This window comes from Rhodobacter capsulatus, assembly GCF_003254295.1.
GTDB lineage: Bacteria > Pseudomonadota > Alphaproteobacteria > Rhodobacterales > Rhodobacteraceae > Rhodobacter > Rhodobacter capsulatus.
This window is the reverse complement of sequence record NZ_QKZO01000006.1, coordinates 240,339-263,245: the sequence shown is the minus strand read 5'-3', so window position 1 is coordinate 263,245 and position 22,907 is coordinate 240,339. Positions and strand designations below refer to the sequence as shown.

Here is a 22,907-nt window from a genome sequence, read left to right as displayed (position 1 = left end):
CGGCGAGGCGGGCGACAACATCGGCGCGCTGCTGCGCGGCATCGACCGTGACGGCGTCGAGCGTGGTCAGGTTCTGTGCAAGCCGGGTTCGGTGAAGCCGCACACGAACTTCGAAGCCGAAGCCTACATCCTGACGAAGGAAGAAGGCGGCCGCCACACGCCGTTCTTTGCGAACTACCGTCCGCAATTCTACTTCCGCACGACGGACGTGACGGGGACGGTGAAGCTGCCGGAAGGCACCGAGATGGTGATGCCGGGCGACAACCTGAAGTTCGAAGTCGAGCTGATCGCGCCGATCGCGATGGAAGAAAAGCTGCGCTTCGCGATCCGCGAAGGCGGCCGCACCGTCGGCGCCGGCGTCGTGTCGAAGATCCTCAAGTAAGACCTGCCGGTCTTTTTGAACGAAATCGGAAGGAGCGCCCGCGGGCGCTCCTTTTGCACTTGACAGACTCGGGGGGCTCCCGTAGGGCCACGGCCTGATCTGCCAAGATTACGGTTCGATGCAGGCGTCGCATTCGGCGGTGTCTGCCTCTCAACTTGAAAGCCCTGCGAAAAGGGAAGACTGCATGTCTGGTCAAAACATTCGCATCCGGCTCAAGGCGTTCGATTACCGCGTGCTGGATGCCAGCACCCAGGAAATCGTGAACACCGCGAAGCGTACGGGTGCACAGGTCCGCGGGCCGATCCCGTTGCCCAACAAAATCGAGAAATTCACGGTGCTCCGTGGTCCGCACATCGACAAGAAGTCGCGCGACCAGTGGGAAATCCGCACGCACAAGCGTCTTCTCGACATCGTCGATCCGACCCCGCAAACCGTGGACGCGCTGATGAAGCTCGACCTCGCGGCTGGCGTGGACGTCGAGATCAAAGTCTGAGGAGCGGGCACATGCGTTCTGGTGTTATCGCCAAGAAGCTGGGCATGACCCGGCTGTTCCTCGAAGACGGCAAGCAGGTTCCGGTGACCGTGCTGCTGCTGGACAACCTGCAGGTTGTCGCGCAGCGCACCGTTGACACCGACGGCTATACCGCGGTGCAACTGGGTGCGGGCGAGGCGAAAGCCAAGCGCACCACCGCCGCGATGCGTGGCCATTTCGCGAAAGCGAATGTGGCGCCGAAGCGCAAGCTGGCGGAATTCCGCGTTTCGCCCGAAAACCTGATCGAAATCGGCGCCGAGATCTCGGCCGAGCATTACCTTGCCGGTCAGCATGTCGACATCGCCGGCACCTCGATCGGCAAGGGCTTTGCCGGTGCGATGAAGCGTCACAACTTCGGTGGTCTGCGCGCCTCGCACGGCGTGTCGGTCTCGCACCGCTCGCACGGCTCGACGGGTCAGTGCCAGGATCCGGGCAAGGTGTTCAAGGGCAAGAAGATGGCTGGCCATCTGGGTGCCGTGCGTGTCACCACGCAGAACCTGCAAGTCGTGCGCACCGATGCCGCCCGTGGCCTGATCATGGTCAAAGGGTCGGTTCCGGGCGCCAAGGGCGGCTGGGTGACGATCAAGGACGCGGTGAAGAAAGCCGCTCCGGCCGATCTGCCGCTGCCCGCCGCGCTGAAAGGCGCGAGCGCTCCGGCCGAACAAGTCTCGGTCGAAGGGGGTGAAGCATGAAACTCGATGTGATCAAGCTTGACGGCGGCACCGCCGGCTCGATCGAGCTGGACGAAGCGCTGTTCGGCCTCGAGCCGCGTGCCGACATCCTGCACCGCGTCGTGCGCTGGCAGCGTGCGAAGTCGCAGGCTGGCACCCACTCGACGCTGGGCAAGTCGGAGGTCAGCTACTCGACGAAGAAGATCTATCGCCAAAAAGGCACCGGTGGCGCGCGTCACGGGTCGAAAAAGGCGCCGATCTTCCGTCACGGTGGCGTCTACAAGGGCCCGACCCCGCGGTCGCACGCCCATGACCTGACCAAGAAGTTCCGTGCCCTCGGCCTGCGCCATGCGCTCTCGGCCAAGGCGAAATCGGGCCATCTCGTGGTGATCGAAGCGGCCGACATGGCCGAAGCGAAAACCGCCCTTCTGGCGAAAGCCGCGAAGGAACTGGGCTGGAAAAAGGTCCTGGTCATCGACGGCGCCTCGGTCAACGAGAACTTCGCTCTGGCGGCGCGCAACCTCGACGGCATCGACGTGCTGCCGACCATGGGCGCCAACGTCTATGACATCCTGAAGCGTGACACGCTCGTGATCACGAAAGCGGGTGTCGAAGCTCTGGAGGCTCGCCTGAAATGAGCGCGAAACCCGAACATTACGACGTGATCGTGAAGCCGATCATCACCGAGAAGGCCACCATGGCCTCCGAGGCTGGTGCGGTCGTCTTCCAGGTGACCAAGACGGCGACCAAACCCGCCATCAAGGAAGCCGTGGAAGCGCTCTTCGGCGTCAAGGTGAAGGCGGTCAACACCACCATCACCAAAGGCAAGACCAAGCGTTTCAAGGGCCGCCCCGGCGTGCGCTCGGACGTGAAGAAAGCCTATGTGACGCTCGAGGCCGGAAACACCATCGACGTCTCGACCGGCCTCTGATAGAAGCCGCACGAATCTCTCGGGCCGGGGACTTCCCGGCCCGCAGAGTTTTGCTTTTCAGGCGACTGAAAACGTGAGCGGGGAGCTACGGCGCCCCATACGAAACGGACCTGACAGGTCCAAAGCAACGGAAGACAGAGAGCATGGCACTCAAGTCGTATAAGCCGACGACGCCTGGCCAGCGTGGACTGGTTCTGATCGACCGTTCGGAGCTTTGGAAAGGTCGCCCCGTCAAAGCCCTCACCGAGGGTCTGACGAAAACGGGCGGCCGGAACAACACCGGACGCATCACGATGTGGCACAAGGGTGGCGGCGCGAAGCGTCTCTACCGGATCGTCGACTTCAAACGTCGCAAATTCGACGTCGCCGCCACGGTCGAACGGATCGAATATGACCCGAACCGCACCGCCTTCATCGCGCTGGTGAAATACACCGACGGCGAACTGGCCTACATCCTCGCGCCGCAGCGCCTTGCCGTGGGTGACACCGTCATCGCCGGCCTGAAGCAGGACATCAAGCCGGGCAACGCGATGCCCTTCTCGGGCATGCCGATCGGCACGATCGTGCACAACGTCGAGCTGAAACCGGGCAAGGGCGGCCAGCTGGCGCGCGCGGCCGGGACCTACGCCCAATTCGTCGGCCGGGACGGGGGCTATGCCCAGATCCGCCTGTCGTCGGGCGAGCTGCGTCTTGTGCGTCAGGAATGCATGGCGACCATCGGTGCCGTGTCGAACGCCGACCACAGCAACCAGAACCTCGGGAAAGCCGGGCGTCGTCGCCACATGGGCATCCGCCCGACCGTTCGCGGTGTTGCGATGAACCCGATCGATCACCCGCATGGTGGTGGTGAAGGCCGGACCTCGGGTGGCCGGACCCCGGTGACGCCGTGGGGCAAGGACACCAAGGGCAAGAAGACCCGGTCGAACAAGCAGACCGACAAGTATATCCTGCGGTCGCGTCACGCCAAGAAGAAGGGTCGCTAACCTATGGCACGTTCTCTCTGGAAAGGCCCCTTCGTCGATGCCTATCTGCTCAAGAAAGCGGAAAAGGCTCGGGCTTCGGGCAAATCGGACGTCATCAAGATCTGGTCGCGTCGGTCCACCATCCTGCCGCAGTTCGTCGGCCTCACCTTTGGCGTCTACAACGGCCAGAAACATATCCCGGTGAACGTCACCGAGGAAATGATCGGGCAGAAGTTCGGTGAATATTCGCCGACTCGGACCTACTACGGTCACGCCGCCGACAAGAAAGCGAAGAGGAAGTAATCGCCATGGGTAAGGAACAAAATCCGCGCCGCGTGGCGGACAACGAAGCCTTCGCGAAAGCGAAGATGCTGCGAACCTCGCCGCAGAAACTGAACCTCGTCGCCGCGCTGATCCGTGGCAAGAAGGTCGAGAAGGCTCTGGCCGATCTGACCTTCTCGAAGAAGCGGATCGCCGAGGACGTGCGCAAATGCCTGCAATCGGCGATCGCGAACGCCGAAAACAACCACGGCCTTGACGTCGACAACCTGGTGGTTGTCGAAGCCTGGGTCGGCAAGAACCTCGTGATGAAGCGTGGCCGTCCGCGGGCGCGTGGCCGGTTCGGCAAGATCATGAAGCCGTTTTCGGAAATCACCATCAAGGTGCGTCAGGTCGAGGAGCGCGCGTAATGGGTCAGAAGGTCAACCCCATCGGGATGCGTCTTCAGGTCAACCGTACCTGGGACAGCCGCTGGTTCGCCGAATCGAAAGACTACGGCAACCTGCTTCTGGAAGACCTGCGCATGCGCGAGTTCATCCATGAAGAGGCGAAGCAAGCCGGCATCGCCCGCGTGATCATCGAGCGTCCGCACAAGAAGTGCCGCGTCACGATCCACGCCGCGCGTCCGGGTGTCATCATCGGCAAAAAAGGCGCCGATATCGAGACCCTGCGCAAGAAGCTGGCGAATTTCACCGCTTCGGAACTGCACCTGAACATCGTCGAAGTCCGCAAGCCGGAACTCGATTCGCAGCTGGTGGCCGAGTCGATCTGCCAGCAGCTCGAGCGTCGGGTCTCGTTCCGCCGGGCGATGAAACGCGCCGTGCAGAACGCGATGCGGATGGGTGCCCTTGGTATCCGGGTCAACGTCTCGGGCCGCCTTGGTGGCGCCGAGATCGCCCGGACCGAATGGTACCGTGAAGGCCGCGTGCCGCTGCACACCCTGCGTGCCGACATCGACTACGCGCTGGACGAGGCCATGACCCCCTACGGGATCATCGGCGTCAAGGTCTGGATCTTCAAAGGCGAGATCATGGAACATGATCCGCAGGCCCGTGACCGCAAGGCCGCCGAAGCCCAAGACGGCCCGGCTCCGCGCGGTCCGCGTCGCGACCGCGACGCTCGCTGAGGAGTGACTTGAAATGCTGCAACCGAAACGGACGAAATTCCGCAAACAGCACAAGGGCCGCATCCACGGCGAGGCCAAAGGCGGCTTCAACCTGAACTTCGGCTCGTTCGCCCTCAAGGCGACCGAACCGGAGCGTGTGACGGCGCGTCAGATCGAAGCGGCCCGCCGCGCGATCACCCGCCACATGAAGCGTCAGGGCCGTGTCTGGATCCGCGTGTTCCCGGATGTGCCGGTCTCGTCGAAACCCACCGAGGTTCGGATGGGTAAAGGCAAAGGCTCGGTCGATTACTGGGCGTGCAAGGTGAAACCGGGCCGCATCATGTTCGAGATCGACGGCGTGCCGGATGCGATCGCCCGCGAGGCCCTGCGCCTTGGCGCGAACAAGCTGCCGGTGATGACCCGCATCGTGGCCCGCGAAGACTGGTAAGGTCTTCCCCGGTTCAATATCGAAACCCCCGCCCGAAATGGCGGGGGTTTTGCTTTGCCGCTCGCTGCAATGTGACAGTCGGATGACAGACCGCCCTTGCAGGAGGAGGGCGCTTGCCGGATGCTGGGTCCCTGGCCTGGAGGGAAGATGTCTGCGGGGCGTATCGAAAGAACCGTCGTGTCCGGGCAAGCCGGATGGGTGAAGCGCGTCGAACGGGTCGGGCTGCGGCTGCGGCTGCAAAAGGGCGACCCGCGGCGGCTGTTCGAGGCGGAACGCCGGGCCTATCTGAGCCTGCAGGATGCGCATCTGCCGTTTCCGAAGGTGCTGGCCGAGGGGCCCGATCATTTCGTTCTGGCCGATGCCGGGCCGACCTTGCGCAGTCTTCTGCGCGCGAGCGGGTCCGAGGCGCCCGAGGTTCGCACGGCGCTGGTGACCGCGGCGACGTCATTGGCGCGGCTGCACGGGGCGGGCCACAGCCACGGCCGGCCGAACCTGTGCGACATCTGCTGGAAGGACGGGCAGATCACCTTCATCGATCTGGAGAAATACCGTCCGCGCCACAACACGCCCGGCGGCCATGTCTGGGATCTGCTGATCTTCTTCTTCGATCTTTGCGCCGAGACCGGCCGGATCGATGCCGCGGTGCTGGCCGCGCGTGACGCGTATCGCGCCGCCGACACCAAGGGGATCTGGCCCGCGGCGGTGCGGCGGATGCGGCTCTTGCGCCCGGCTTTGAAGATGGTGGCGTGGCTTACCCGGCCGCTGCGGCACAAGCGCGACTTTCGCGCCATCGCCCCGCTCATGGCGCTGTTTGCCGATCCGCGCTGAGGCCCGCCCGCATTCGGGGCTTGCCCCGCGGGGCGCTTTCCTGTAGGCAGCGGCATCCGCGCGCCGGTCCCTTCGGGAATCGGCCGTGGCTGACATAACCCACCGGACCACGGGTCACCCCAAGTGTGCATCACGCACCCAAGCGGGGCCTTCCGGTGCCAGACAAGGAACCCTGGGATGAAAGCCCAAGATCTCAAGGCGAAGACGCCTGACGAGCTTCGCGACGCGCTTGTCGCGCTGAAAAAGGAAGCCTTCAACCTCCGCTTCCAGGCCGCCACCAACCAGCTGGAAAACACCGCCCGCATGCGCGCCGTCCGTCGTGACGTCGCCCGTGTCAAAACGGTGCTGACCCAAAAAGCTGCTGAAGCCGCGAAGTAAGGAGACTTCCGATGCCCAAACGTATCCTTCAAGGGGTCGTGACCTCGGACAAGAACGATCAGACGATCACTGTCCTCGTGGAGCGCCGCTTCAAGCATCCGCTGCTGCAAAAAACGGTGCGGAAATCGAAGAAATACCGCGCGCATGACGCGCTGAACCAATTCAAGACCGGCGACAGCGTCCGCATCGAGGAATGCGCGCCGATCTCGAAGACGAAACGCTGGACGGTCGTCGTCGAGGCCTGAGCAATCAGGCCCGGCGATGAACGCACAGTTCATCGAAACCCTGGGACGTCTACCTGCATAGGCGTTCCCAAAGGTCGGGAGTAACAACATGATCCAGATGCAGACCAATCTGGATGTCGCTGACAACTCCGGCGCTCGCCGAGTTCAGTGCATCAAGGTTCTGGGCGGTTCGCACCGCCGTTACGCATCCGTGGGCGACATCATCGTGGTGTCGGTCAAGGAGGCGATTCCGAAAGGCCGCGTGAAGAAGGGGGACGTCCGCAAGGCCGTCGTCGTTCGCACCGCCAAGGAAGTCCGTCGCGAAGATGGTACCGCCATCCGCTTCGACCGCAACGCCGCCGTCATCCTGAACAACCAGGGCGAACCGGTCGGCACCCGTATCTTCGGGCCGGTCGTTCGCGAACTGCGCGCGAAGAACTTCATGAAGATCATCTCGCTCGCGCCGGAGGTGCTGTGATGGCTGCGAAACTCCGCAAGGGCGACAAGGTCGTCGTGCTCACCGGCAAGGACAAGGGCAAGCAAGGTGAAATCACCGCTGTCATGCCCAAGGACAACAAGGCGATCGTCGACGGCGTGAACATGGCGATCCGCCATCAGCGCCAGACCGCGACCGCTCAGGGCGGCCGCACGCCGAAGGCGATGCCGATCGACCTGTCGAACCTCTCGCTGATCGACGCGAACGGCAAGGCGACCCGCGTCGGCTTCCGCATCGAAGCCGATGGCAGCAAGGTCCGTTTTGCCAAGACCACCGGGGAGGCGATCTGATGCTCGACCAAGCCACCTATACCCCGCGTCTGAAGGCGCTCTATGCCGCCTCGATCCGCGCTGCGATGAAAGAGCAGTTCGGCTACAAGAACGACATGCAGATCCCCAAGATCGAAAAAGTCGTTCTGAACATGGGCGTCGGCGAAGCCGTCAAGGACACCAAGAAAGTCAAGCAAGCCGCCGAGGAGCTGACGCTCATCGCCGGTCAGAAGGCTGTCATCACCAAGGCCAAGAACTCGATCGCCGGGTTCCGCGTCCGTGAAGAGATGCCGCTGGGCTGCAAGGTGACCCTGCGCGGTGACCGGATGTATGAATTCCTCGACCGTCTGATCAACATCGCCCTGCCGCGCGTGCGCGACTTCCGCGGTGTGAAACCGTCGTTCGATGGCCGCGGCAACTTTGCGATGGGTCTCAAGGAACATATCGTGTTCCCGGAGATCGATTTCGACAAGGTCGACGAAGTGCTGGGGATGGACATCATCATCTGCACCTCGACCGACGTCGATGCCGAAGCGAAGGCGCTGTTGAAAGCCTTCAACATGCCTTTCAACGCCTGATCGCGGAGAGAATTTATGGCCAAGAAATCCATGGTTGAACGCGAAGTGAAGCGCGCCAAGCTGGTGAAGCAATTCGCCAACAAGCGCGCCTCGCTCAAGGCGATCATCGAAGATCAGTCCCGCCCGATGGAAGAGCGCTTCAAGGCGACTCTGAAACTGGCGGAACTCCCCCGCAACTCGTCGGCCGTGCGTCTGCACAACCGTTGCCAACTGACCGGCCGTCCCCATGCTTACTACCGTAAGCTCAAACTCTCGCGGATCATGCTGCGTGACCTGGCCTCGTTCGGCCAGATCCCCGGCATGGTGAAGTCGAGCTGGTAAGGGAGACCGGGAATGTCCATGAACGATCCCCTCGGCGATATGCTGACCCGCATCCGCAACGCGCAACTGCGCGGCAAGTCCACCGTGAAAACCCCGGCGTCGAAACTGCGCGCCTGGGTGCTCGATGTGCTTGCGTCGGAAGGCTACATCCGTGGCTATGAGAAAACGACCTCGACCGACGGTCATCCGGAGCTCGAGATCAGCCTGAAGTACTTCGAAGGCACCCCGGTGATCCGCGAAATCCATCGCGTGTCGAAGCCGGGCCGCCGGGTCTATGCTTCGGTCAAGGAAATCCCGTCGGTCCGCAACGGCCTCGGTGTTTCGATCGTCTCCACGCCGAAAGGCGTCATGACGGACGCGGCCGCACGCACTGCCAATGTTGGCGGTGAAGTGCTCTGCACCGTGTTCTAAGGAGGGAAGCATGTCTCGTATCGGCAAGAAACCGGTCGAATTGCCCAACGGCGTCAGCGCGACGCTCTCGGGTCAGACCATCGAAGTGAAGGGGCCGAAAGGCACCCGCAGCTTCACCGCCACCGACGACGTGACGGTTGCTCTTGACGGCTCGACCGTCACCGTGACCCCGCGCGGCACCTCGAAACGTGCCCGCCAGCAATGGGGCATGGTGCGGTCGATGGTCGAGAACCTCGCCATCGGCGTCTCCACCGGCTTCAAGAAAGAGCTTGAAATTCAAGGCGTGGGTTACCGCGCCGCGATGCAGGGCAATGTTCTGAAGCTCTCGCTTGGTTATTCGCATGAAGTCAACTTCGAGGTGCCCGCTGGCGTGACCATCGCCACCCCGAAGCAGACCGAGATCACCATCGAAGGCATCGACCAGCAACAGGTCGGCCAGGTGGCCGCGAACATCCGCGAGTGGCGCAAGCCCGAGCCCTACAAGGGCAAAGGCATCCGCTACAAGGGCGAGTTCATCTTCCGCAAGGAAGGCAAGAAGAAGTAAGGGGCGCGAGAACAATGGCGAACAAGAAGAGAGAGCTGTTCCTCAAACGCCGCTTGCGCGTCCGGAACAAACTGAAGGCGATGGCCAATGGCCGCGCCCGTCTGTCGGTGCATCGCTCGTCGAAGAACATCAGCGTCCAGCTGATCGACGATGTCAAAGGCGTGACGATTGCTGCGGCGTCGACTCTGGAAAAAGAGTTCGGCCTCGTTGGCAAGAACAACGTCGAAGCGGCTTCGAAAATCGGTGCCGCGATCGCCGAACGGGCGAAAAAAGCCGGGGTCGAAACTTGCTACTTCGACCGTGGCGGCTTCCTGTTTCACGGGAAGATCAAGGCTCTGGCCGACGCAGCCCGCGAAGGCGGTCTGAAGTTCTGAGCCTGGTGGGGGGCTGTGCAGCCCTCCCGATGATCCGGGGGCGGTCCCTTTGGGGCCGCCCACCTGGATTGGTATAACGGCGTGGACCCACGCCATTCACGAAAGGAATGCCTGATGGCAGAACGTGAAAACCGCCGGGAGCGTCGCGCCGAGCGCGAAGAGACCCCGGAATTCGCCGATCGTCTGGTTGCGATCAACCGCGTGTCGAAAACCGTGAAGGGTGGGAAACGCTTCGGCTTCGCCGCGCTCGTCGTGGTCGGTGACCAGCGGGGCCGCGTCGGCTTCGGCAAGGGCAAGGCCAAGGAAGTGCCGGAAGCGATCCGCAAGGCGACCGAACAGGCGAAACGCTCGCTCGTTCGCGTGCCGCTGCGCGATGGCCGCACCCTGCACCATGACATCGAAGGCCGTCACGGCGCTGGCAAGGTGGTGATGCGGACGGCTCCGGCCGGGACCGGGATCATCGCCGGTGGTCCGATGCGCGCTGTCTTCGAGATGCTGGGCGTTCAGGACGTGGTCGCGAAGTCGCTGGGCTCGCAAAACCCCTACAACATGATCCGCGCCACCATCGACGGTCTGAAACTGGAAGCCTCGCCCCGCAACGTCGCGGCGCGTCGTGGCAAGAAAGTGGCCGACATCCTGCCGAAGACCGCCGCTGACGCGTCGGCCGAAGCCTGAGGAGTGTGAAAGATGGCGAAGAAAACCATCGTCGTGCAACAGGTGGCCTCGGCCGCCCGTCGTCCGGCCATCCAGACCGCGACCCTGAAAGGTCTCGGCCTGAACAAGATCCGCCGCACCCGTGAGCTGGAAGACACTCCGGCCGTCCGTGGCATGGTGAACAAGATCGCTCACCTGGTGAAGATCATCGAAGAGCGCGGCTGAGCGTCCTTCGGAAGAATTGAAAACGCCCCGGGTATCCCCCGGGGCGTTTTTCGTTTAGGACGGTCGGAAAACCAAGGAGTCGATCATGGACCTGAAACAGCAGAAGGCGGAAACCGAACAGGTGTTTCGCGAAATCCAGTCGATGGAAGCGCTGCCCGAGAAGGCCTGCATCAACTTCCAGTTCGTGACCGACGAGCCGAAGGCCGATTGGGACGGGTTCACCGAGGCCGCCGAGGCCGCGGGCTACACGGTCGAATGGTATGAGGCCGATGACGAGGACGACGAGGATTGCCTTGAGATCACCACCGGGCCGGTGGTGCTGAGCTTTGAAAACCTTTGGGCCGAGGAAGAAAAGCTGACCCTGATGGCGGCGATCTACGGGTTTATCGCCGACGGCTGGGGGTTCTTCGAGGAGGAGTGAGTTCGAATTCGGAAACTTGTGTTGCCCCGCAGTTTTTTTGCGGGGCTTTTTTTATGTGTCACGCGTTAAAAGTATTGGCGTCGATTAAATTTGCACTTAAGGACCATCAATGATGGCGTCGTATTTACATAAGGGGTCCAAAACTGATATAAGGACTCATAAAGCTTGACAGGGCCGCCTTTTGCATGCTATAAGGATGCCGCGAACGTGATTCGCTGATGTATAAGGAGTTTTTTTATGAATGACGAAATTGAAAGTGGAGTGATCGTTAGCGTGCGTCGGCTGTATCGTGACGACGCTGTTGCCCGGCAATTGTTCGATTGGGTCGGGAGCTTGCAGCGCGATGCCGTTGAGACCACGATTGATCGGCTTGAAAGCAAGTTGGAAATTTCGCGCCCGGCTGCCGTAGAGTTGGCCAAAAAGCTGGAGGCGTCTGGCTGTGGACGTTTCATAGTGGGGCGGAAGGGTGCTCAGTCTCGTTTCGAGTGGTTTTTCAGTCGTGTAAGCCTTGGTAGGGTTGCTGGTGGAGCGAGTGACGAGTTGGAGGACCGTTCCAATCCCGTGGTGCAAGATGCTGATGATGAAGGTCCGCGCGAGGCCATGACGATTGCAATGGCCAAGACATTGTTGGCGAGGGCCTTGGGTGTAGAGCCCGCCCAGATCGAGATCGTCGTAAGGGCTTAAGCAGCATTTGACAAAGGGAGCGGCGGTTAGCGTCTTGTAACGTTGGCCGCTCCCATCTATACGCCCCCGGTGGCCCAGCCACAGAATCAACAACAAACGCCGTGTGTGCTCCGGTTTCGCTTCCGGGGGCATCTTCCGGCAAAGGAGAAGCGACATGAAACTTCACGAAATCCGCGACAACGCGGGTGCCGCCAAGAAATCCAAACGCGTTGCGCGTGGTCCGGGTTCGGGCAAGGGCAAAACCGCTGGCCGTGGTATCAAAGGTCAGAAATCGCGTTCGGGCGTCGCCATCGGCGGCTACGAAGGCGGTCAGATGCCGCTCTACCGGCGTCTGCCGAAGCGCGGCTTCAACAAGCCGAACCGCAAGGCCTTCGCCGTCGTCAACCTCGGCCTGATCGAGAAATTCATCGGCCTCGGCAAGCTCGACGCCTCGGCGCCGATCACCGATGACGTGCTTGTGGCCGCGGGCCTGACCTCGCGCAAGCGCGACGGCATCCGCGTGCTCGCCAAGGGCGACATCACCACCAAGGTCACGCTGATCGTGACCGGCGCCTCGGCTGCGGCCGTTGAAGCCGTCGCGAAAGCCGGTGGCACGCTGACCGTTGCTGCGGCCGCTGCCGAATAATCGGTTGTGAACGGGCCAAGGCCCGCTTACATAGGCAACAGTTTTCCAGGCGCCGCCGACCGGGGAACGGTCTGGCGGCGCTTCTCGCATGAAAGAGACGGGCATGGCATCTGCTGCAGAGCAAATGGCGGCGAACCTGAGCTGGTCGGCCTTTAGCAAGGCCAGCGATCTCAGGGCGCGCATCTTCTTCACCATCGGGCTGCTGATCATCTACCGGCTCGGCACCTACATTCCGGTGCCCGGCATCGACGCCGACGCGCTGCGCGACTTCATGGAACGGGCCTCGCAGGGGATCGGCGGCATGCTGTCGATGTTCACCGGTGGCGCGCTGGGGCGGATGGGCGTCTTCGCGCTTGGCATCATGCCCTATATCTCGGCCTCGATCATCGTGCAGCTGATGACGGCGCTGGTGCCCGCGCTGGAACAGATGAAGAAGGAAGGCGAGCAGGGCCGCAAGAAGATCAACCAGATCACCCGCTATTCGACGGTGGCGCTGGCGACCTTCCAGGCCTGGGGTCTGGCCACCAGCCTGTACAGCGGCGGCATGGCCACCGATGCGGTGCCGCATCTGTTCTTCATCGTCTCGGTCGTGGTGACGCTGGTCGGCGGCACGATGTTCCTGATGTGGCTGGGCGAGCAGATCACCGCGCGCGGCATCGGCAACGGCGTCTCGCTGATCATTTTCGTCGGCATCGTCGCGGAAATTCCGGCGGCGGCGGCCTCGTTCTTCGCGCAGGGCCGGGTGGCGGGCAACAGCTCGATCCCCGTCACCATCGGCGTGCTGGTGATGATGGTGGCGGTCATTGCCTTCGTCGTCTTCATGGAACGGGCGCTGCGCAAGATCCACATTCAATATCCGCGCCGTCAGGTCGGCATGAAGATCTATGACGGCAGCTCCTCGCATCTGCCGATCAAGGTCAACCCGGCGGGTGTGATCCCGGCGATCTTCGCCTCGTCGTTGCTGCTGCTGCCCACCACGATCTCGACCTTCTCGGGCGACAACACCGGCCCGATCATGTCGACGATCCTGGCCTATTTCGGCCCGGGGCAACCGCTTTATCTCGCCTTCTACGCCGGGATGATCGTCTTCTTCGCCTATTTCTACACCGCGAACGTCGCCTTCAAATCCGACGAAGTGGCGGACAACCTGAAGAATCAGGGCGGCTTCATTCCGGGCATCCGTCCCGGCAAGAAGACCGAGGATTACCTTGATTATGTCGTGGCCCGGATTCTGGTGCTCGGGTCAGGCTATCTGGCGCTGGTCTGCCTGCTGCCCACGATCCTGCAGACGGAGCTGGGCGTTCCGTTCTACTTCGGCGGGACTTCGGTGCTGATCGTGGTCTCGGTGACGATGGACACGATCAACCAGGTTCAGTCGCATCTTCTGGCGCATCAATACGAGGGGCTCATCGAGCGGTCTCAGCTGCGCGGCAAACGCAAATCGGCCACGAAGAAGGCGCCCACGCGGCGCTGAGGGAGGAAAGCATGGCCAATATCATCCTGCTGGGACCGCCCGGCGCAGGCAAGGGCACCCAGGCCCGCAAGCTGGTCGAGGACCGCGGCATGGTGCAGCTGTCCACCGGCGACATGCTGCGCGAGGCCAAGACCTCGGGCACCGAAATGGGCAAGAAGGTCGCCGAGGTGATGGACCGCGGCGAGCTGGTGACGGATGAAATCGTCATCGGCCTGATCGAGGAGAAACTCTCCTCGGGTCACGCCAAAGGCTTCATCTTCGACGGTTTCCCGCGCACCCTGCCGCAGGCGGATGCGCTGGGGCGGCTGCTGGCGAAGATCGGCCAGAAGCTGGATGCGGTGATCGAGATGCGCGTCGACGACGAGGCGCTGGTGGACCGGATCTCCGGGCGCTACACCTGCGGCAAGTGCGGCGAGGTCTATCATGACACGACGAAGCCGGTGAAGGTTGCGGGCACTTGCGACGCCTGCGGCTCGACCGACCTGCGCCGCCGCGCCGACGACAATGCCGACAGCCTGCGGATCCGGCTGATGGAATATTACAAGAAGACCTCGCCGCTGATCGGCTATTACTATCACGCGGGCGATCTGTTCGGCGTCGATGGTCTGGCGGAGATCGACGAGGTTGCGGCCTCGGTCGCGGCCATTCTTGATCAGCAGGGCTGAGGCGGTTACGGCTTGACCTGCGCGAAAATACCCTCTAGGTCGCGGTGTCTCGCATGAGAATCGCCCGAATCTCCGGATGCCGGAGGTTCGGGCGTTAAGCCGTCCGGAAGAAACTTTTTCGGACAAGTTGTGAAAAAAGGTTCTGGCACGACGGAACCGCAACGAAAGGAAGCACGCTTTGGCACGTATTGCTGGCGTCAACATTCCGACCGGGAAACGCGTCCCGATCGCTCTTCAATACATCCACGGGATCGGCCCGCTGTTCGCGAAACAGATCGTGGACGCCGTCGGCATCGCCGAAGCCCGCCGGGTGAACGAACTGACCGACGCCGAAGTGCTCGCCATCCGCGAATACATCGACGCGCATTTCACCGTCGAAGGTGACCTGCGCCGTGAAGTTTCGATGAACATCAAGCGTCTGATGGACCTTGGTTGCTACCGTGGCCTGCGTCACCGCAAGAACCTGCCGGTTCGCGGCCAGCGCACCCACACCAACGCCCGCACCCGCAAGGGCCCGGCGAAACCGATCGCCGGCAAGAAGAAATAAGGGGAGGGGTAGCACATGGCTCGTGACAAGACTCGCGTCAAACGCAAGGAACGCAAGAACATCGCCGCTGGTGTGGTGCATGTGAACTCGTCGTTCAACAACACCAAGATCCTGATTTCCGACGTGCAGGGCAATGCCATTTCGTGGTCGTCCTCGGGCACGATGGGCTTCAAGGGCTCGCGCAAATCGACCCCCTATGCCGCGCAGATGGCCGCCGAAGACGCTGCCCGCAAGGCGCAGGAACACGGCCTGAAAACCGTGGACGTCGAAGTGCAGGGCCCGGGTTCGGGCCGCGAATCGGCGCTGCGCGCGCTGGCCGCGGTCGGTCTCAACATCACCTCGATCCGGGATGTGACGCCGATCGCCCACAATGGCTGCCGTCCGCCCAAGCGCCGCCGCGTCTGAGTATCTGTATTAAGCCGGGCCGTGCGGGGTGTTTCCGCGCGGCCCGGTCAGTTTCGTTTTTTCCTCGGGCGTTCCGGGCAAGGGACATGGGTCCGGAACAAGAATGGAGGCAGAGCGCATGATCCACAAGAATTGGGCCGAGTTGATCAAGCCGACGCAGCTTGAAATCAAGGCGGGCAATGATCCGCAACGGCAAGCCACCGTCATCGCGGAGCCGCTGGAACGCGGCTTCGGTCTGACGCTGGGCAACGCGCTGCGCCGCGTGCTGATGAGCTCCCTGCAAGGGGCCGCTATCACCTCGGTGCAGATCGACAACGTGCTGCACGAGTTTTCCTCGGTCGCGGGCGTGCGGGAAGACGTCACCGACATCATCCTGAACCTCAAGGGCATTTCGCTCAAGATGGACGTCGAGGGGCCGAAACGCCTGTCGATCTCGGCCAAGGGGCCGCGCGTCGTGACCGGCGCCGACATCTCGGAATCGATGGGCATCGAGGTCCTGAACAAGGATCACGTGATCTGCCACCTCGACGACGGCGCCGACGTGTTCATGGAGCTGACCGTGAACACCGGCAAGGGCTATGTGGCCGCCGACAAGAACCGTCCGGAAGATGCGCCGATCGGGCTGATCCCGATCGATGCGATCTATTCGCCGGTGAAGAAGGTCGCCTATGACGTGCAACCGACCCGCGAGGGCCAGGTGCTCGACTATGACAAGCTGACGATGAAGATCGAAACCGACGGCTCGCTGACGCCCGAGGACGCGGTGGCCTATGCCGCCCGCATTCTGCAGGACCAGCTGTCGATCTTCGTGAACTTCGAAGAGCCGGAATCGGCCTCGAAGACCGATGCCGACGACGGGCTCGAGTTCAACCCGCTGCTGCTGAAGAAGGTGGACGAGCTGGAACTGTCGGTCCGGTCGGCGAACTGCCTGAAGAACGACAACATCGTTTACATCGGCGATCTGATCCAGAAAACCGAAGCCGAGATGCTGCGCACCCCGAACTTCGGCCGCAAGTCGCTCAACGAGATCAAGGAAGTGCTCTCCTCGATGGGGCTGCACCTCGGCATGGAAGTCGAGGATTGGCCGCCGGAGAACATCGAAGATCTGGCGAAGCGCTTCGAAGACCAGTTCTGATCTTTCGGGGGGCGGCGACGCCCCCCGGCAATGCCCGGACTGCCGGGGAACCCTGGGCATGATGCCCCAACGAAGCCCCCCGCACGCACGGGGCGCAACACAAAGTAAAATACGCTAAGGAGAGACCCATGCGTCACGCTCGCGGCTACCGCCGTCTGAACCGCACCCACGAACACCGCAAGGCGCTGTTCGCCAACATGTGCGGCTCGCTGATCGAACACGAGCAGATCAAGACCACCCTGCCGAAAGCCAAGGAACTGCGTCCGATCATCGAAAAGCTGATCACGCTGGCCAAGCGCGGCGATCTGCACGCCCGTCGTCAGGCGGCGGCGATGCTGAAGCAGGACAAGGACGTGGCCAAGCTTTTCGAAGTGCTCGGGCCCCGCTACAAGGACCGTCAGGGCGGCTACACCCGCGTCCTGAAAGCCGGGTTCCGCTATGGCGACATGGCGCCGATGGCTTTCATCGAATTCGTCGAGCGCGATGTCTCGGCGAAGGGCGCGGCTGACAAGGCCCGTGAAGCGGCTTTCGAAGCGGCCGACGAATAAGCTTTCCGCAAGGGAAGACGGAAACCCGCCCGAAACGGCGGGTTTTCTTTTGCCGGAAGCGCGCAACCCGCGGTAGAATGAAAGCAGAATCCTGCTTCGAGCACCGCGGATTGCAGCAAAAGCCCGCGCAGGGCAGCAATTCCCGGTTGATCTTTTCCTGTAGCACCTGTCTAAAAAGACATGTCCATTCACACCGAAATCAACAAGTGTCTGCGGGAAATCGGTCGCGTCGCGACGGATGGATATTTCATCGGTCTGCATATCCGTTTTGCCGCGCCGATCATGCAATTCCAGACCTATCCCGAAGCTTGGACAGATCACTACACCCGGCAGGCCTATGCCCTGCGCGATCCGACGATCGCCTGGGGCTTCTCCGAGGAGGGCGCCTGCCGGTGGAGCGAATTCACCTTGCCGGACCCGTTCAACATTCTGGGCGAGGCGCGGCGATTCGGGCTCAACTACGGGGTGACGGTGTCCTGCGGTCCGGTCACCTCGCGTACGATTGCCTCTTTCACCCTGCGGGACCGCGAGTTCCGGGACGACGAGATCGATCTGATCTCGCAACAGATCCGGCGTCTGCATGACTTGGCGCAGCCGCCGGAGGGCCTGACCAAGGCCCAGATCGAGGCCCTGCGGTGCATCGCTGCCGGGGATCGACATGCTGCTGCTGCTGCGAAGCTTGGCATCACGCAGTCTGCGTTCAAGGCGCGGCTTCTGTCGGCGCGCGAACGCCTGATGGCCAGAACCACGGCCGAAGCAATCCAAAGAGCGAAGGAGTACCGGCTGCTGTAGGTCCTCGCAGCGGTCACTTCCGGGCCGTTTTCCAACCCGGAGTAGACCGATGCAGACCACCACACTTTCCTTTGCCAACATGCACAACCACGGCGAGCTTTTCGCCAATATCTTTCGCGCAAGGCGGCAAAGTTTCATCGTGCAGAACCGCTGGGAGCTTCCCGAGGCTCTTGGCATGGAATTCGACCAGTATGACACGCCGCAAAGCCGCTGGATCGCGGTGCATGACGATGGTCAGGTCCACGCCGGGGTCCGGTTGACCCCCTCCACCGCGCGTTGCGGCATTTACAGCTACATGATTCGCGATGCCCAGAAGGGCACTTTGGGCGGATCGATCCCGCAAGAGCTGCTTTGGGACCCCGCACCTGTCGATCCGCAGGTCTGGGAAAGCTCGCGCGTGTTCGTCTCGCATGAGATCCCGATGCAGGATCGCCGCAAGGTGCATTTCCAGCTGGTCGAGGCGATGGTGCGCTCGGCCCGCGATCAGGGCGCGACGCGGCTTCTGGCGATCAGCGCGGCAAGCTGGCCGCGCTGGTATCGCCGCTGCGGGCTGGTCGCGCAGGCGATCGGGCCGGTGATGTTCATCGGCGACGGCGATTACCAATGCGTTTCGATTGACCTGATGGCGAAGCTGCACTGATCCGCGGGTAAAGCCCGGTGGCGGCCCCGCCAATCGCCCCTTCCGCCGCGAAGCAGGCGGGGCTAGGGTGGGGCCGCCATGCCCGATCTGTTCGACACATCCACGCCCAAGGGGGCCGAGGCCCCGCGGCCGCTGGCCGACCGCATCCGCCCGCAGCATCTGTCCGAGGTGATCGGCCAGACCCATGTGCTTGGCCCCGAGGGGCCTTTGGGCGCGATGCTGGCGGCGGGCTCGCTCGGCTCGCTCATCCTCTGGGGGCCGCCCGGCGTCGGCAAGACGACGATTGCCCGGCTGCTGGCGCATGAGAGCGACCGCGCCTTCGTGCAGATCTCGGCGATCTTTTCCGGCGTGCCCGAGCTGCGCAAGGTCTTCGAGGCAGCGAAGCTGCGGATGGGGCAGGGGCGGGGCACGCTGCTGTTCGTCGATGAAATCCACCGCTTCAACAAGGCGCAGCAGGACAGTTTCCTGCCGCATATGGAGGATGGCACGATCCTTCTGGTCGGCGCCACCACCGAGAACCCCAGTTTCGAGCTGAACGCCGCGCTTCTGTCGCGGGCGCAGGTGATCGTTCTGGAACGGCTGTCGCTGGCGGATCTGGAACGGCTGGCGCAGCGGGCGGAACAGGCGATGGGCAAGGCCCTGCCCTTGAAGGCCCCGGCGCGCGAGGCGCTTCTGGAAATGGCCGATGGCGATGGCCGCGCGGCGCTCAATCTGATCGAGCAGGTGATGGCCTGGAAGCTCCCGGCGCCGCTTGATACCGAGGCGCTGTCGTCGCGGTTGATGCGGCGGGCGGCGAATTACGACAAATCGGGCGACGGCCATTACAACCTGATTTCGGCCTTGCACAAATCCGTCCGCGGATCGGACCCGGATGCTGCGCTCTACTGGTATTGCCGGATGCTCGAAGGCGGCGAGGATCCGCGTTTCATCGCCCGCCGCCTGACCCGGATGGCGGTCGAGGATATCGCGCTGGCCGATCCGCAGGCGCAGACGCTCTGCCTGCATGCCTGGGAGACCTATGAACGGCTGGGCTCTCCCGAGGGCGAACTGGCCCTGGCGCAGGCGGTCATTTATCTTGCGCTCGCGCCGAAATCGAACGCGGGCTATGTCGCCTACAAGGCCGCGCGCGACGCCGCCCGCAAGACCGGCTCCGCCCCGCCGCCCAAACATATCCTGAATGCGCCCACCCGGCTGATGGAGGAACAGGGCTTCGGCTCGGGCTACCAATACGACCACGATGCCGAAGACGGCTTTTCGGGGCAGCATTATTTCCCCGACGGGATGAAACGGCCGGTCTTCTACACTCCGGTCGAGCGTGGCTTTGAACGCGAGCTGAAGAAGCGCGTCGACTGGTTCGCGAAGCTGCGCGAAAAGCGCGGCAGTTGACATTGGCGGCGCGGGGGGCAAAGGAGGCCGGATGATCCAGACCCTGTTTTTCGTCGCGCTTGGCGGTGCCCTTGGCTCCGCGCTGCGCTATATCGTCAACATCACCTTGCCGCGGCTTATGGGCCACGGCTTTCCCTATGCCACGATGACGGTGAATGTCCTTGGCAGCTTTGCCATGGGCGTGCTGGTCGTGGTGCTGGCGATGAAAGGCGGCAATCGCTTCGCGCCGTTCCTGATGACCGGCATCCTCGGCGGCTTCACCACCTTTTCCGCCTTTTCGCTGGATGCGGCGAAGCTGGTCGAGACCGGCGAAGTTGGAACGGCGGCGGTCTATGTGCTGGGCTCGGTCGGTCTGGGTCTGGCAGCACTTTTCGCGGGCATGGCGTTCGCACGGGGGGTTTTCGCATGAGTTCGGTGCAACTGATCAAGGTGACCGAGGACGAGGGCGAAAGCCGTCTCGACCGTTGGCTGAAGAAGAAATTCCCGGTGCTGACCCAGGGCGCGGTGGAAAAGATGTGCCGCACCGGGCAGTTGCGGGTGGATGGCGGGCGGGTCAAGGCCTCGGACCGGATCGGGCCCGGCATGGAAGTGCGCGTGCCGCCGCTGCCCGAGGCGGGCGCGAAGGCCCCCGAAAGCCGCTCCGAGGCGCGGCGCGAGGCGACGCAGATTTCGCGCGACGATGAGAAGATGATCCAGGCCGCGGTGCTGTGGAAGGATGAACATATCATCGCGCTGAACAAGCCTGCGGGGCTGCCCTCGCAGGGCGGCTCGGGGCAGGGCGACCGGCATGTCGATGGGCTGCTCGATGCGCTCAAGTTCGGCTACAAGGACCGGCCGAAGATGGTGCACCGGCTCGACAAGGACACGTCGGGGGTGCTGCTGATTGCGCGCACCGACCGCGTTGCCCGGGCGCTCTCCGAATCGTTCCGGCTGAAGACCACCCGCAAGATCTATTGGGCGGCGGTGGCGGGCGTGCCCAGCCCGAAGAAGGGCACGATTCGCTATGGTCTGGTGAAGGCCCCCGGCCATGGCCGCGGCGGCGAGGGCGAAAAGATGCTCTGCATCCATCCGTCCAAGGTCGATGCGACGCCCGATGCGAAACGCGCCACCACCGATTTCGCGGTGATCGACGGGCTGGGCTCGCGCGTCAGCTGGGTCGGGCTTGTGCCGATCACCGGCCGCACGCACCAGCTGCGCGCGCATATGGCGGAACTGGGTCATCCGATCGTCGGCGATGGCAAATATGGCGGCTCGGGGCAGGAAAATCTGGGCGACGGCTGGGGCTCGCAGCTGGGTGGCGAGATCTCGCGCAAGCTGCATCTGCATGCGCGCACGATTTCCTTTGATCATCCGATCACGAAAAAACGCGTCACCCTGACCGCGCCCCTGCCCGATCACATGCTGCGGACCTGGAAGACGCTGGGCTGGATCGAGGGCGAAGCGCCGCTTGACCCGTTCGAGGATGCTCGATGAAACTGGCGATCTTCGACGTCGACGGCACGCTGAGCGACAGTCAGGCGCATATCCTGGCCGCGATGACCGAGGCGTTCGGCACCCTCGGCCTGCCGCTGCCGCCGCGGGGCGACGTGCTGTCGATCGTCGGCCTGTCGCTGCCCGTGGCGATGGCGGAGCTGGCCCCCGCAACCGATGCGGCGACGCAGGCGGCTCTGGTGGCGGCCTACAAGTCCAGCTATTTCACCACCCGCGCCGCCGCGCCCGCGCCGCTTTACCCGGGCGCTAAGGAGTGCCTTTTGCATCTGGCCGGGCGCGAGGACCTGCTTTTGGCCATCGCCACCGGCAAGTCGCGGCGCGGCGTGAATGCGCTGATCGCCCATCACGGGCTTGAGGGGCTTTTCACCTCGGCGCAGGTCGCCGATGACCATCCGTCGAAACCGCATCCCGCGATGGTGCTTGCGGCGCTGCGCGTCGCCGGGGTGGAGGCGAAAGACGCGGTGATGATCGGCGACACCACCTTCGACATCGAGATGGGCCGCGCCGCAGGCGTGGCGACGATCGGCGTCAGCTGGGGCTATCACCCTGTTTCGGATCTGGAACAGGCCGGGGCCGGGCGGATCGTCGAGAGTTTTTCGGAGCTGGAACGGGCTTTGCAGGAGGGGTTCGCATGAGTGGCTGGAGCGCGAAACGGTTCTGGAACGCGGCAGGGGTCGAGGTTTGCGAGGATGGCTTCACGGTCAAGCTCGACGGGCGCGCGGTGAAGACCCCGGCCAAGGCGGCGCTGGTTCTGCCGACCCGGGCGATGGCCGAGGCCGTGGCCGCCGAATGGCAGGCGCAGGGCGAAAAGATCGATCCGACGACGATGCCGGTGACGCGCTCGGCCAATGCCGCGCTCGACAAGGTGCGGGCGCAACAGGCCGAGGTGGCCGAGCTGGTCGCGGCCTATGGCGAGACCGATCTTTTGTGCTACCGCGCGAAGACGCCCGAGGAGCTGGTGGCGCAGCAGGCCGCGGCCTGGGACCGCTGGCTGGACTGGGCCGAGCGCCGCTATCAGGCGCGGCTGATCGTGACGGCGGGGGTGCTGCCCGTCGCGCAACCCGAACAGGCACAGCGGGCGCTGGCCGAGCGGGTTGCCGCTTGCGACATCTGGGAACTGGCGGCTTTGCATGATCTGGTCGGCATCACCGGCTCGCTGGTGCTCGGCCTTGCCGTCGCCGAGGGCGAGATCGCCGCCGAGGAGGCCTGGCGGCTCTCGCGCATCGACGAGGACTGGCAGATCGCGCAATGGGGCGCGGACGAGGAAGCCGCCGAGATGGCCGCGCTGAAGCGCGAAGCGCTGATCCATGCCGGACGATTCTGGATACTGCGGCATACCGCCTGAAACCCCGAGCTGCACGCCTTTGCGATCTGCCGGATGCCTGCGAGACGGGCATTTGCCCGGCGAATGGGCGGTTTCGACCTTGAAGATTGCTCAGACCGCTTGACCAATTCCGGGGTATTTGCGCAAACTTCCTCTGC

General features: G+C 63.2%; 38 protein-coding genes. All 38 read left to right on the top strand.

What is annotated here, in order from left to right; genetic code table 11:
* Window positions 1-382, top strand: a 382-nt coding sequence (locus tag LY44_RS11030) for an EF-Tu C-terminal domain-related protein (protein WP_455650805.1), incomplete at its 5' end; no start/stop codon positions are given.
* Between the two features lie 184 nt (window positions 383-566).
* Window positions 567-875 (top strand): 30S ribosomal protein S10, encoded by a 309-nt coding sequence (gene rpsJ, locus LY44_RS11025; protein WP_013066043.1) that lies wholly within the window; start codon window positions 567-569, stop codon window positions 873-875.
* Window positions 876-886: 11 nt separating this feature from the next.
* On the top strand, window positions 887-1,606 hold the full coding sequence (gene rplC / locus LY44_RS11020) for a 50S ribosomal protein L3 (RefSeq protein WP_055211981.1): 720 nt from the start codon (window positions 887-889) through the stop codon (window positions 1,604-1,606).
* Window positions 1,603-2,223 carry a 50S ribosomal protein L4 gene (rplD, locus tag LY44_RS11015; RefSeq protein ID WP_055211979.1) on the top strand — a complete coding sequence of 207 codons (621 nt, stop codon included), beginning with the start codon at window positions 1,603-1,605 and terminating at the stop codon, window positions 2,221-2,223. The genes rplC and rplD overlap by 4 nt, the downstream gene beginning before the upstream one ends.
* Complete coding sequence (locus LY44_RS11010) at window positions 2,220-2,516, top strand: 50S ribosomal protein L23 (RefSeq protein WP_055211977.1); 297 nt, start codon at window positions 2,220-2,222, stop codon at window positions 2,514-2,516. Before rplD ends, LY44_RS11010 begins: the two co-directional genes overlap by 4 nt.
* A gap of 143 nt (window positions 2,517-2,659) precedes the next feature.
* Window positions 2,660-3,499: a 50S ribosomal protein L2 gene (rplB, locus tag LY44_RS11005; protein ID WP_055211975.1), complete on the top strand. Its 840-nt coding sequence runs from the start codon at window positions 2,660-2,662 to the stop codon at window positions 3,497-3,499.
* A gap of 3 nt (window positions 3,500-3,502) precedes the next feature.
* On the top strand, window positions 3,503-3,781 hold the full coding sequence (gene rpsS / locus LY44_RS11000; RefSeq protein WP_055211973.1) for a 30S ribosomal protein S19: 279 nt from the start codon (window positions 3,503-3,505) through the stop codon (window positions 3,779-3,781).
* 5 nt (window positions 3,782-3,786) lie between these two features.
* On the top strand, window positions 3,787-4,167 hold the full coding sequence (gene rplV, locus LY44_RS10995) for a 50S ribosomal protein L22 (protein ID WP_055211971.1): 381 nt from the start codon (window positions 3,787-3,789) through the stop codon (window positions 4,165-4,167).
* Window positions 4,167-4,883 (top strand): 30S ribosomal protein S3, encoded by a 717-nt coding sequence (gene rpsC / locus LY44_RS10990; RefSeq protein WP_013066050.1) that lies wholly within the window; start codon window positions 4,167-4,169, stop codon window positions 4,881-4,883. The genes rplV and rpsC overlap by 1 nt, the downstream gene beginning before the upstream one ends.
* Before the next feature lie 13 nt (window positions 4,884-4,896).
* Window positions 4,897-5,310, top strand: a complete 414-nt coding sequence (gene rplP, locus LY44_RS10985; RefSeq protein WP_055211968.1) for a 50S ribosomal protein L16 — start codon at window positions 4,897-4,899, stop codon at window positions 5,308-5,310.
* A gap of 147 nt (window positions 5,311-5,457) precedes the next feature.
* Window positions 5,458-6,138, top strand: a complete 681-nt coding sequence (locus LY44_RS10980; RefSeq protein WP_055211966.1) for a BUD32 family EKC/KEOPS complex subunit — start codon at window positions 5,458-5,460, stop codon at window positions 6,136-6,138.
* A 177-nt stretch (window positions 6,139-6,315) separates the two neighbouring features.
* Window positions 6,316-6,516: a 50S ribosomal protein L29 gene (gene rpmC / locus LY44_RS10975; protein ID WP_055211964.1), complete on the top strand. Its 201-nt coding sequence runs from the start codon at window positions 6,316-6,318 to the stop codon at window positions 6,514-6,516.
* Between the two features lie 11 nt (window positions 6,517-6,527).
* Entirely contained in the window at window positions 6,528-6,761 is a 234-nt protein-coding gene (gene rpsQ / locus LY44_RS10970; RefSeq protein WP_055211962.1) for a 30S ribosomal protein S17, read from the top strand.
* Window positions 6,762-6,849: 88 nt separating this feature from the next.
* Window positions 6,850-7,218: a 50S ribosomal protein L14 gene (gene rplN, locus LY44_RS10965; protein WP_013066055.1), complete on the top strand. Its 369-nt coding sequence runs from the start codon at window positions 6,850-6,852 to the stop codon at window positions 7,216-7,218.
* Window positions 7,218-7,526: a 50S ribosomal protein L24 gene (rplX, locus tag LY44_RS10960; protein WP_055211961.1), complete on the top strand. Its 309-nt coding sequence runs from the start codon at window positions 7,218-7,220 to the stop codon at window positions 7,524-7,526. The genes rplN and rplX overlap by 1 nt, the downstream gene beginning before the upstream one ends.
* A complete protein-coding gene (gene rplE / locus LY44_RS10955) occupies window positions 7,526-8,083 on the top strand; it encodes a 50S ribosomal protein L5 (protein ID WP_055211959.1) in 558 nt (185 codons plus the stop codon). The genes rplX and rplE overlap by 1 nt, the downstream gene beginning before the upstream one ends.
* A gap of 15 nt (window positions 8,084-8,098) precedes the next feature.
* Window positions 8,099-8,404 (top strand): 30S ribosomal protein S14, encoded by a 306-nt coding sequence (rpsN, locus tag LY44_RS10950; RefSeq protein WP_013066058.1) that lies wholly within the window; start codon window positions 8,099-8,101, stop codon window positions 8,402-8,404.
* Between the two features lie 12 nt (window positions 8,405-8,416).
* On the top strand, window positions 8,417-8,815 hold the full coding sequence (gene rpsH / locus LY44_RS10945) for a 30S ribosomal protein S8 (protein WP_013066059.1): 399 nt from the start codon (window positions 8,417-8,419) through the stop codon (window positions 8,813-8,815).
* 10 nt (window positions 8,816-8,825) lie between these two features.
* Window positions 8,826-9,359, top strand: coding sequence for a 50S ribosomal protein L6 (rplF, locus tag LY44_RS10940; protein WP_055211957.1), 534 nt, complete (start codon window positions 8,826-8,828; stop codon window positions 9,357-9,359).
* A gap of 14 nt (window positions 9,360-9,373) precedes the next feature.
* The gene (gene rplR, locus LY44_RS10935; protein ID WP_055211955.1) at window positions 9,374-9,733 is read left to right on the top strand and encodes a 50S ribosomal protein L18; all 360 of its coding nucleotides are present in this window, start codon (window positions 9,374-9,376) and stop codon (window positions 9,731-9,733) included.
* Window positions 9,734-9,847: 114 nt separating this feature from the next.
* On the top strand, window positions 9,848-10,408 hold the full coding sequence (gene rpsE / locus LY44_RS10930; RefSeq protein ID WP_055211953.1) for a 30S ribosomal protein S5: 561 nt from the start codon (window positions 9,848-9,850) through the stop codon (window positions 10,406-10,408).
* 12 nt (window positions 10,409-10,420) lie between these two features.
* On the top strand, window positions 10,421-10,612 hold the full coding sequence (gene rpmD / locus LY44_RS10925) for a 50S ribosomal protein L30 (protein ID WP_055211951.1): 192 nt from the start codon (window positions 10,421-10,423) through the stop codon (window positions 10,610-10,612).
* A gap of 85 nt (window positions 10,613-10,697) precedes the next feature.
* Window positions 10,698-11,033 (top strand): ribonuclease E inhibitor RraB, encoded by a 336-nt coding sequence (locus LY44_RS10920; RefSeq protein WP_055211949.1) that lies wholly within the window; start codon window positions 10,698-10,700, stop codon window positions 11,031-11,033.
* Between the two features lie 237 nt (window positions 11,034-11,270).
* Entirely contained in the window at window positions 11,271-11,717 is a 447-nt protein-coding gene (locus tag LY44_RS10915; RefSeq protein ID WP_055211947.1) for a hypothetical protein, read from the top strand.
* Between the two features lie 154 nt (window positions 11,718-11,871).
* Window positions 11,872-12,342 (top strand): 50S ribosomal protein L15, encoded by a 471-nt coding sequence (rplO, locus tag LY44_RS10910; protein WP_055211945.1) that lies wholly within the window; start codon window positions 11,872-11,874, stop codon window positions 12,340-12,342.
* A gap of 103 nt (window positions 12,343-12,445) precedes the next feature.
* On the top strand, window positions 12,446-13,816 hold the full coding sequence (gene secY / locus LY44_RS10905; protein ID WP_055212018.1) for a preprotein translocase subunit SecY: 1,371 nt from the start codon (window positions 12,446-12,448) through the stop codon (window positions 13,814-13,816).
* An 11-nt stretch (window positions 13,817-13,827) separates the two neighbouring features.
* Entirely contained in the window at window positions 13,828-14,481 is a 654-nt protein-coding gene (locus tag LY44_RS10900) for an adenylate kinase (protein WP_055211943.1), read from the top strand.
* Window positions 14,482-14,659: 178 nt separating this feature from the next.
* Window positions 14,660-15,028 (top strand): 30S ribosomal protein S13, encoded by a 369-nt coding sequence (rpsM, locus tag LY44_RS10895; RefSeq protein ID WP_055211941.1) that lies wholly within the window; start codon window positions 14,660-14,662, stop codon window positions 15,026-15,028.
* Window positions 15,029-15,043: 15 nt separating this feature from the next.
* On the top strand, window positions 15,044-15,433 hold the full coding sequence (rpsK, locus tag LY44_RS10890; protein ID WP_013066070.1) for a 30S ribosomal protein S11: 390 nt from the start codon (window positions 15,044-15,046) through the stop codon (window positions 15,431-15,433).
* 118 nt (window positions 15,434-15,551) lie between these two features.
* Complete coding sequence (locus LY44_RS10885; protein ID WP_013066071.1) at window positions 15,552-16,568, top strand: DNA-directed RNA polymerase subunit alpha; 1,017 nt, start codon at window positions 15,552-15,554, stop codon at window positions 16,566-16,568.
* Window positions 16,569-16,696: 128 nt separating this feature from the next.
* Window positions 16,697-17,116, top strand: coding sequence for a 50S ribosomal protein L17 (gene rplQ / locus LY44_RS10880; RefSeq protein WP_055211939.1), 420 nt, complete (start codon window positions 16,697-16,699; stop codon window positions 17,114-17,116).
* 180 nt (window positions 17,117-17,296) lie between these two features.
* Window positions 17,297-17,908 (top strand): autoinducer binding domain-containing protein, encoded by a 612-nt coding sequence (locus tag LY44_RS10875; protein ID WP_013066073.1) that lies wholly within the window; start codon window positions 17,297-17,299, stop codon window positions 17,906-17,908.
* 49 nt (window positions 17,909-17,957) lie between these two features.
* Complete coding sequence (locus tag LY44_RS10870; protein WP_055211938.1) at window positions 17,958-18,548, top strand: acyl-homoserine-lactone synthase; 591 nt, start codon at window positions 17,958-17,960, stop codon at window positions 18,546-18,548.
* Between the two features lie 78 nt (window positions 18,549-18,626).
* On the top strand, window positions 18,627-19,934 hold the full coding sequence (locus tag LY44_RS10865; RefSeq protein ID WP_055211936.1) for a replication-associated recombination protein A: 1,308 nt from the start codon (window positions 18,627-18,629) through the stop codon (window positions 19,932-19,934).
* Window positions 19,935-19,965: 31 nt separating this feature from the next.
* Window positions 19,966-20,343 (top strand): fluoride efflux transporter CrcB, encoded by a 378-nt coding sequence (gene crcB / locus LY44_RS10860; protein ID WP_055211933.1) that lies wholly within the window; start codon window positions 19,966-19,968, stop codon window positions 20,341-20,343.
* Complete coding sequence (locus LY44_RS10855) at window positions 20,340-21,407, top strand: RluA family pseudouridine synthase (RefSeq protein ID WP_055211931.1); 1,068 nt, start codon at window positions 20,340-20,342, stop codon at window positions 21,405-21,407. Before crcB ends, LY44_RS10855 begins: the two co-directional genes overlap by 4 nt.
* Window positions 21,404-22,060, top strand: coding sequence for an HAD-IA family hydrolase (locus tag LY44_RS10850; protein WP_055211929.1), 657 nt, complete (start codon window positions 21,404-21,406; stop codon window positions 22,058-22,060). Before LY44_RS10855 ends, LY44_RS10850 begins: the two co-directional genes overlap by 4 nt.
* On the top strand, window positions 22,057-22,770 hold the full coding sequence (locus LY44_RS10845; RefSeq protein ID WP_055211927.1) for an ATP12 family chaperone protein: 714 nt from the start codon (window positions 22,057-22,059) through the stop codon (window positions 22,768-22,770). The genes LY44_RS10850 and LY44_RS10845 overlap by 4 nt, the downstream gene beginning before the upstream one ends.
* The last annotated feature ends 137 nt before the right edge of the window (window positions 22,771-22,907 follow it).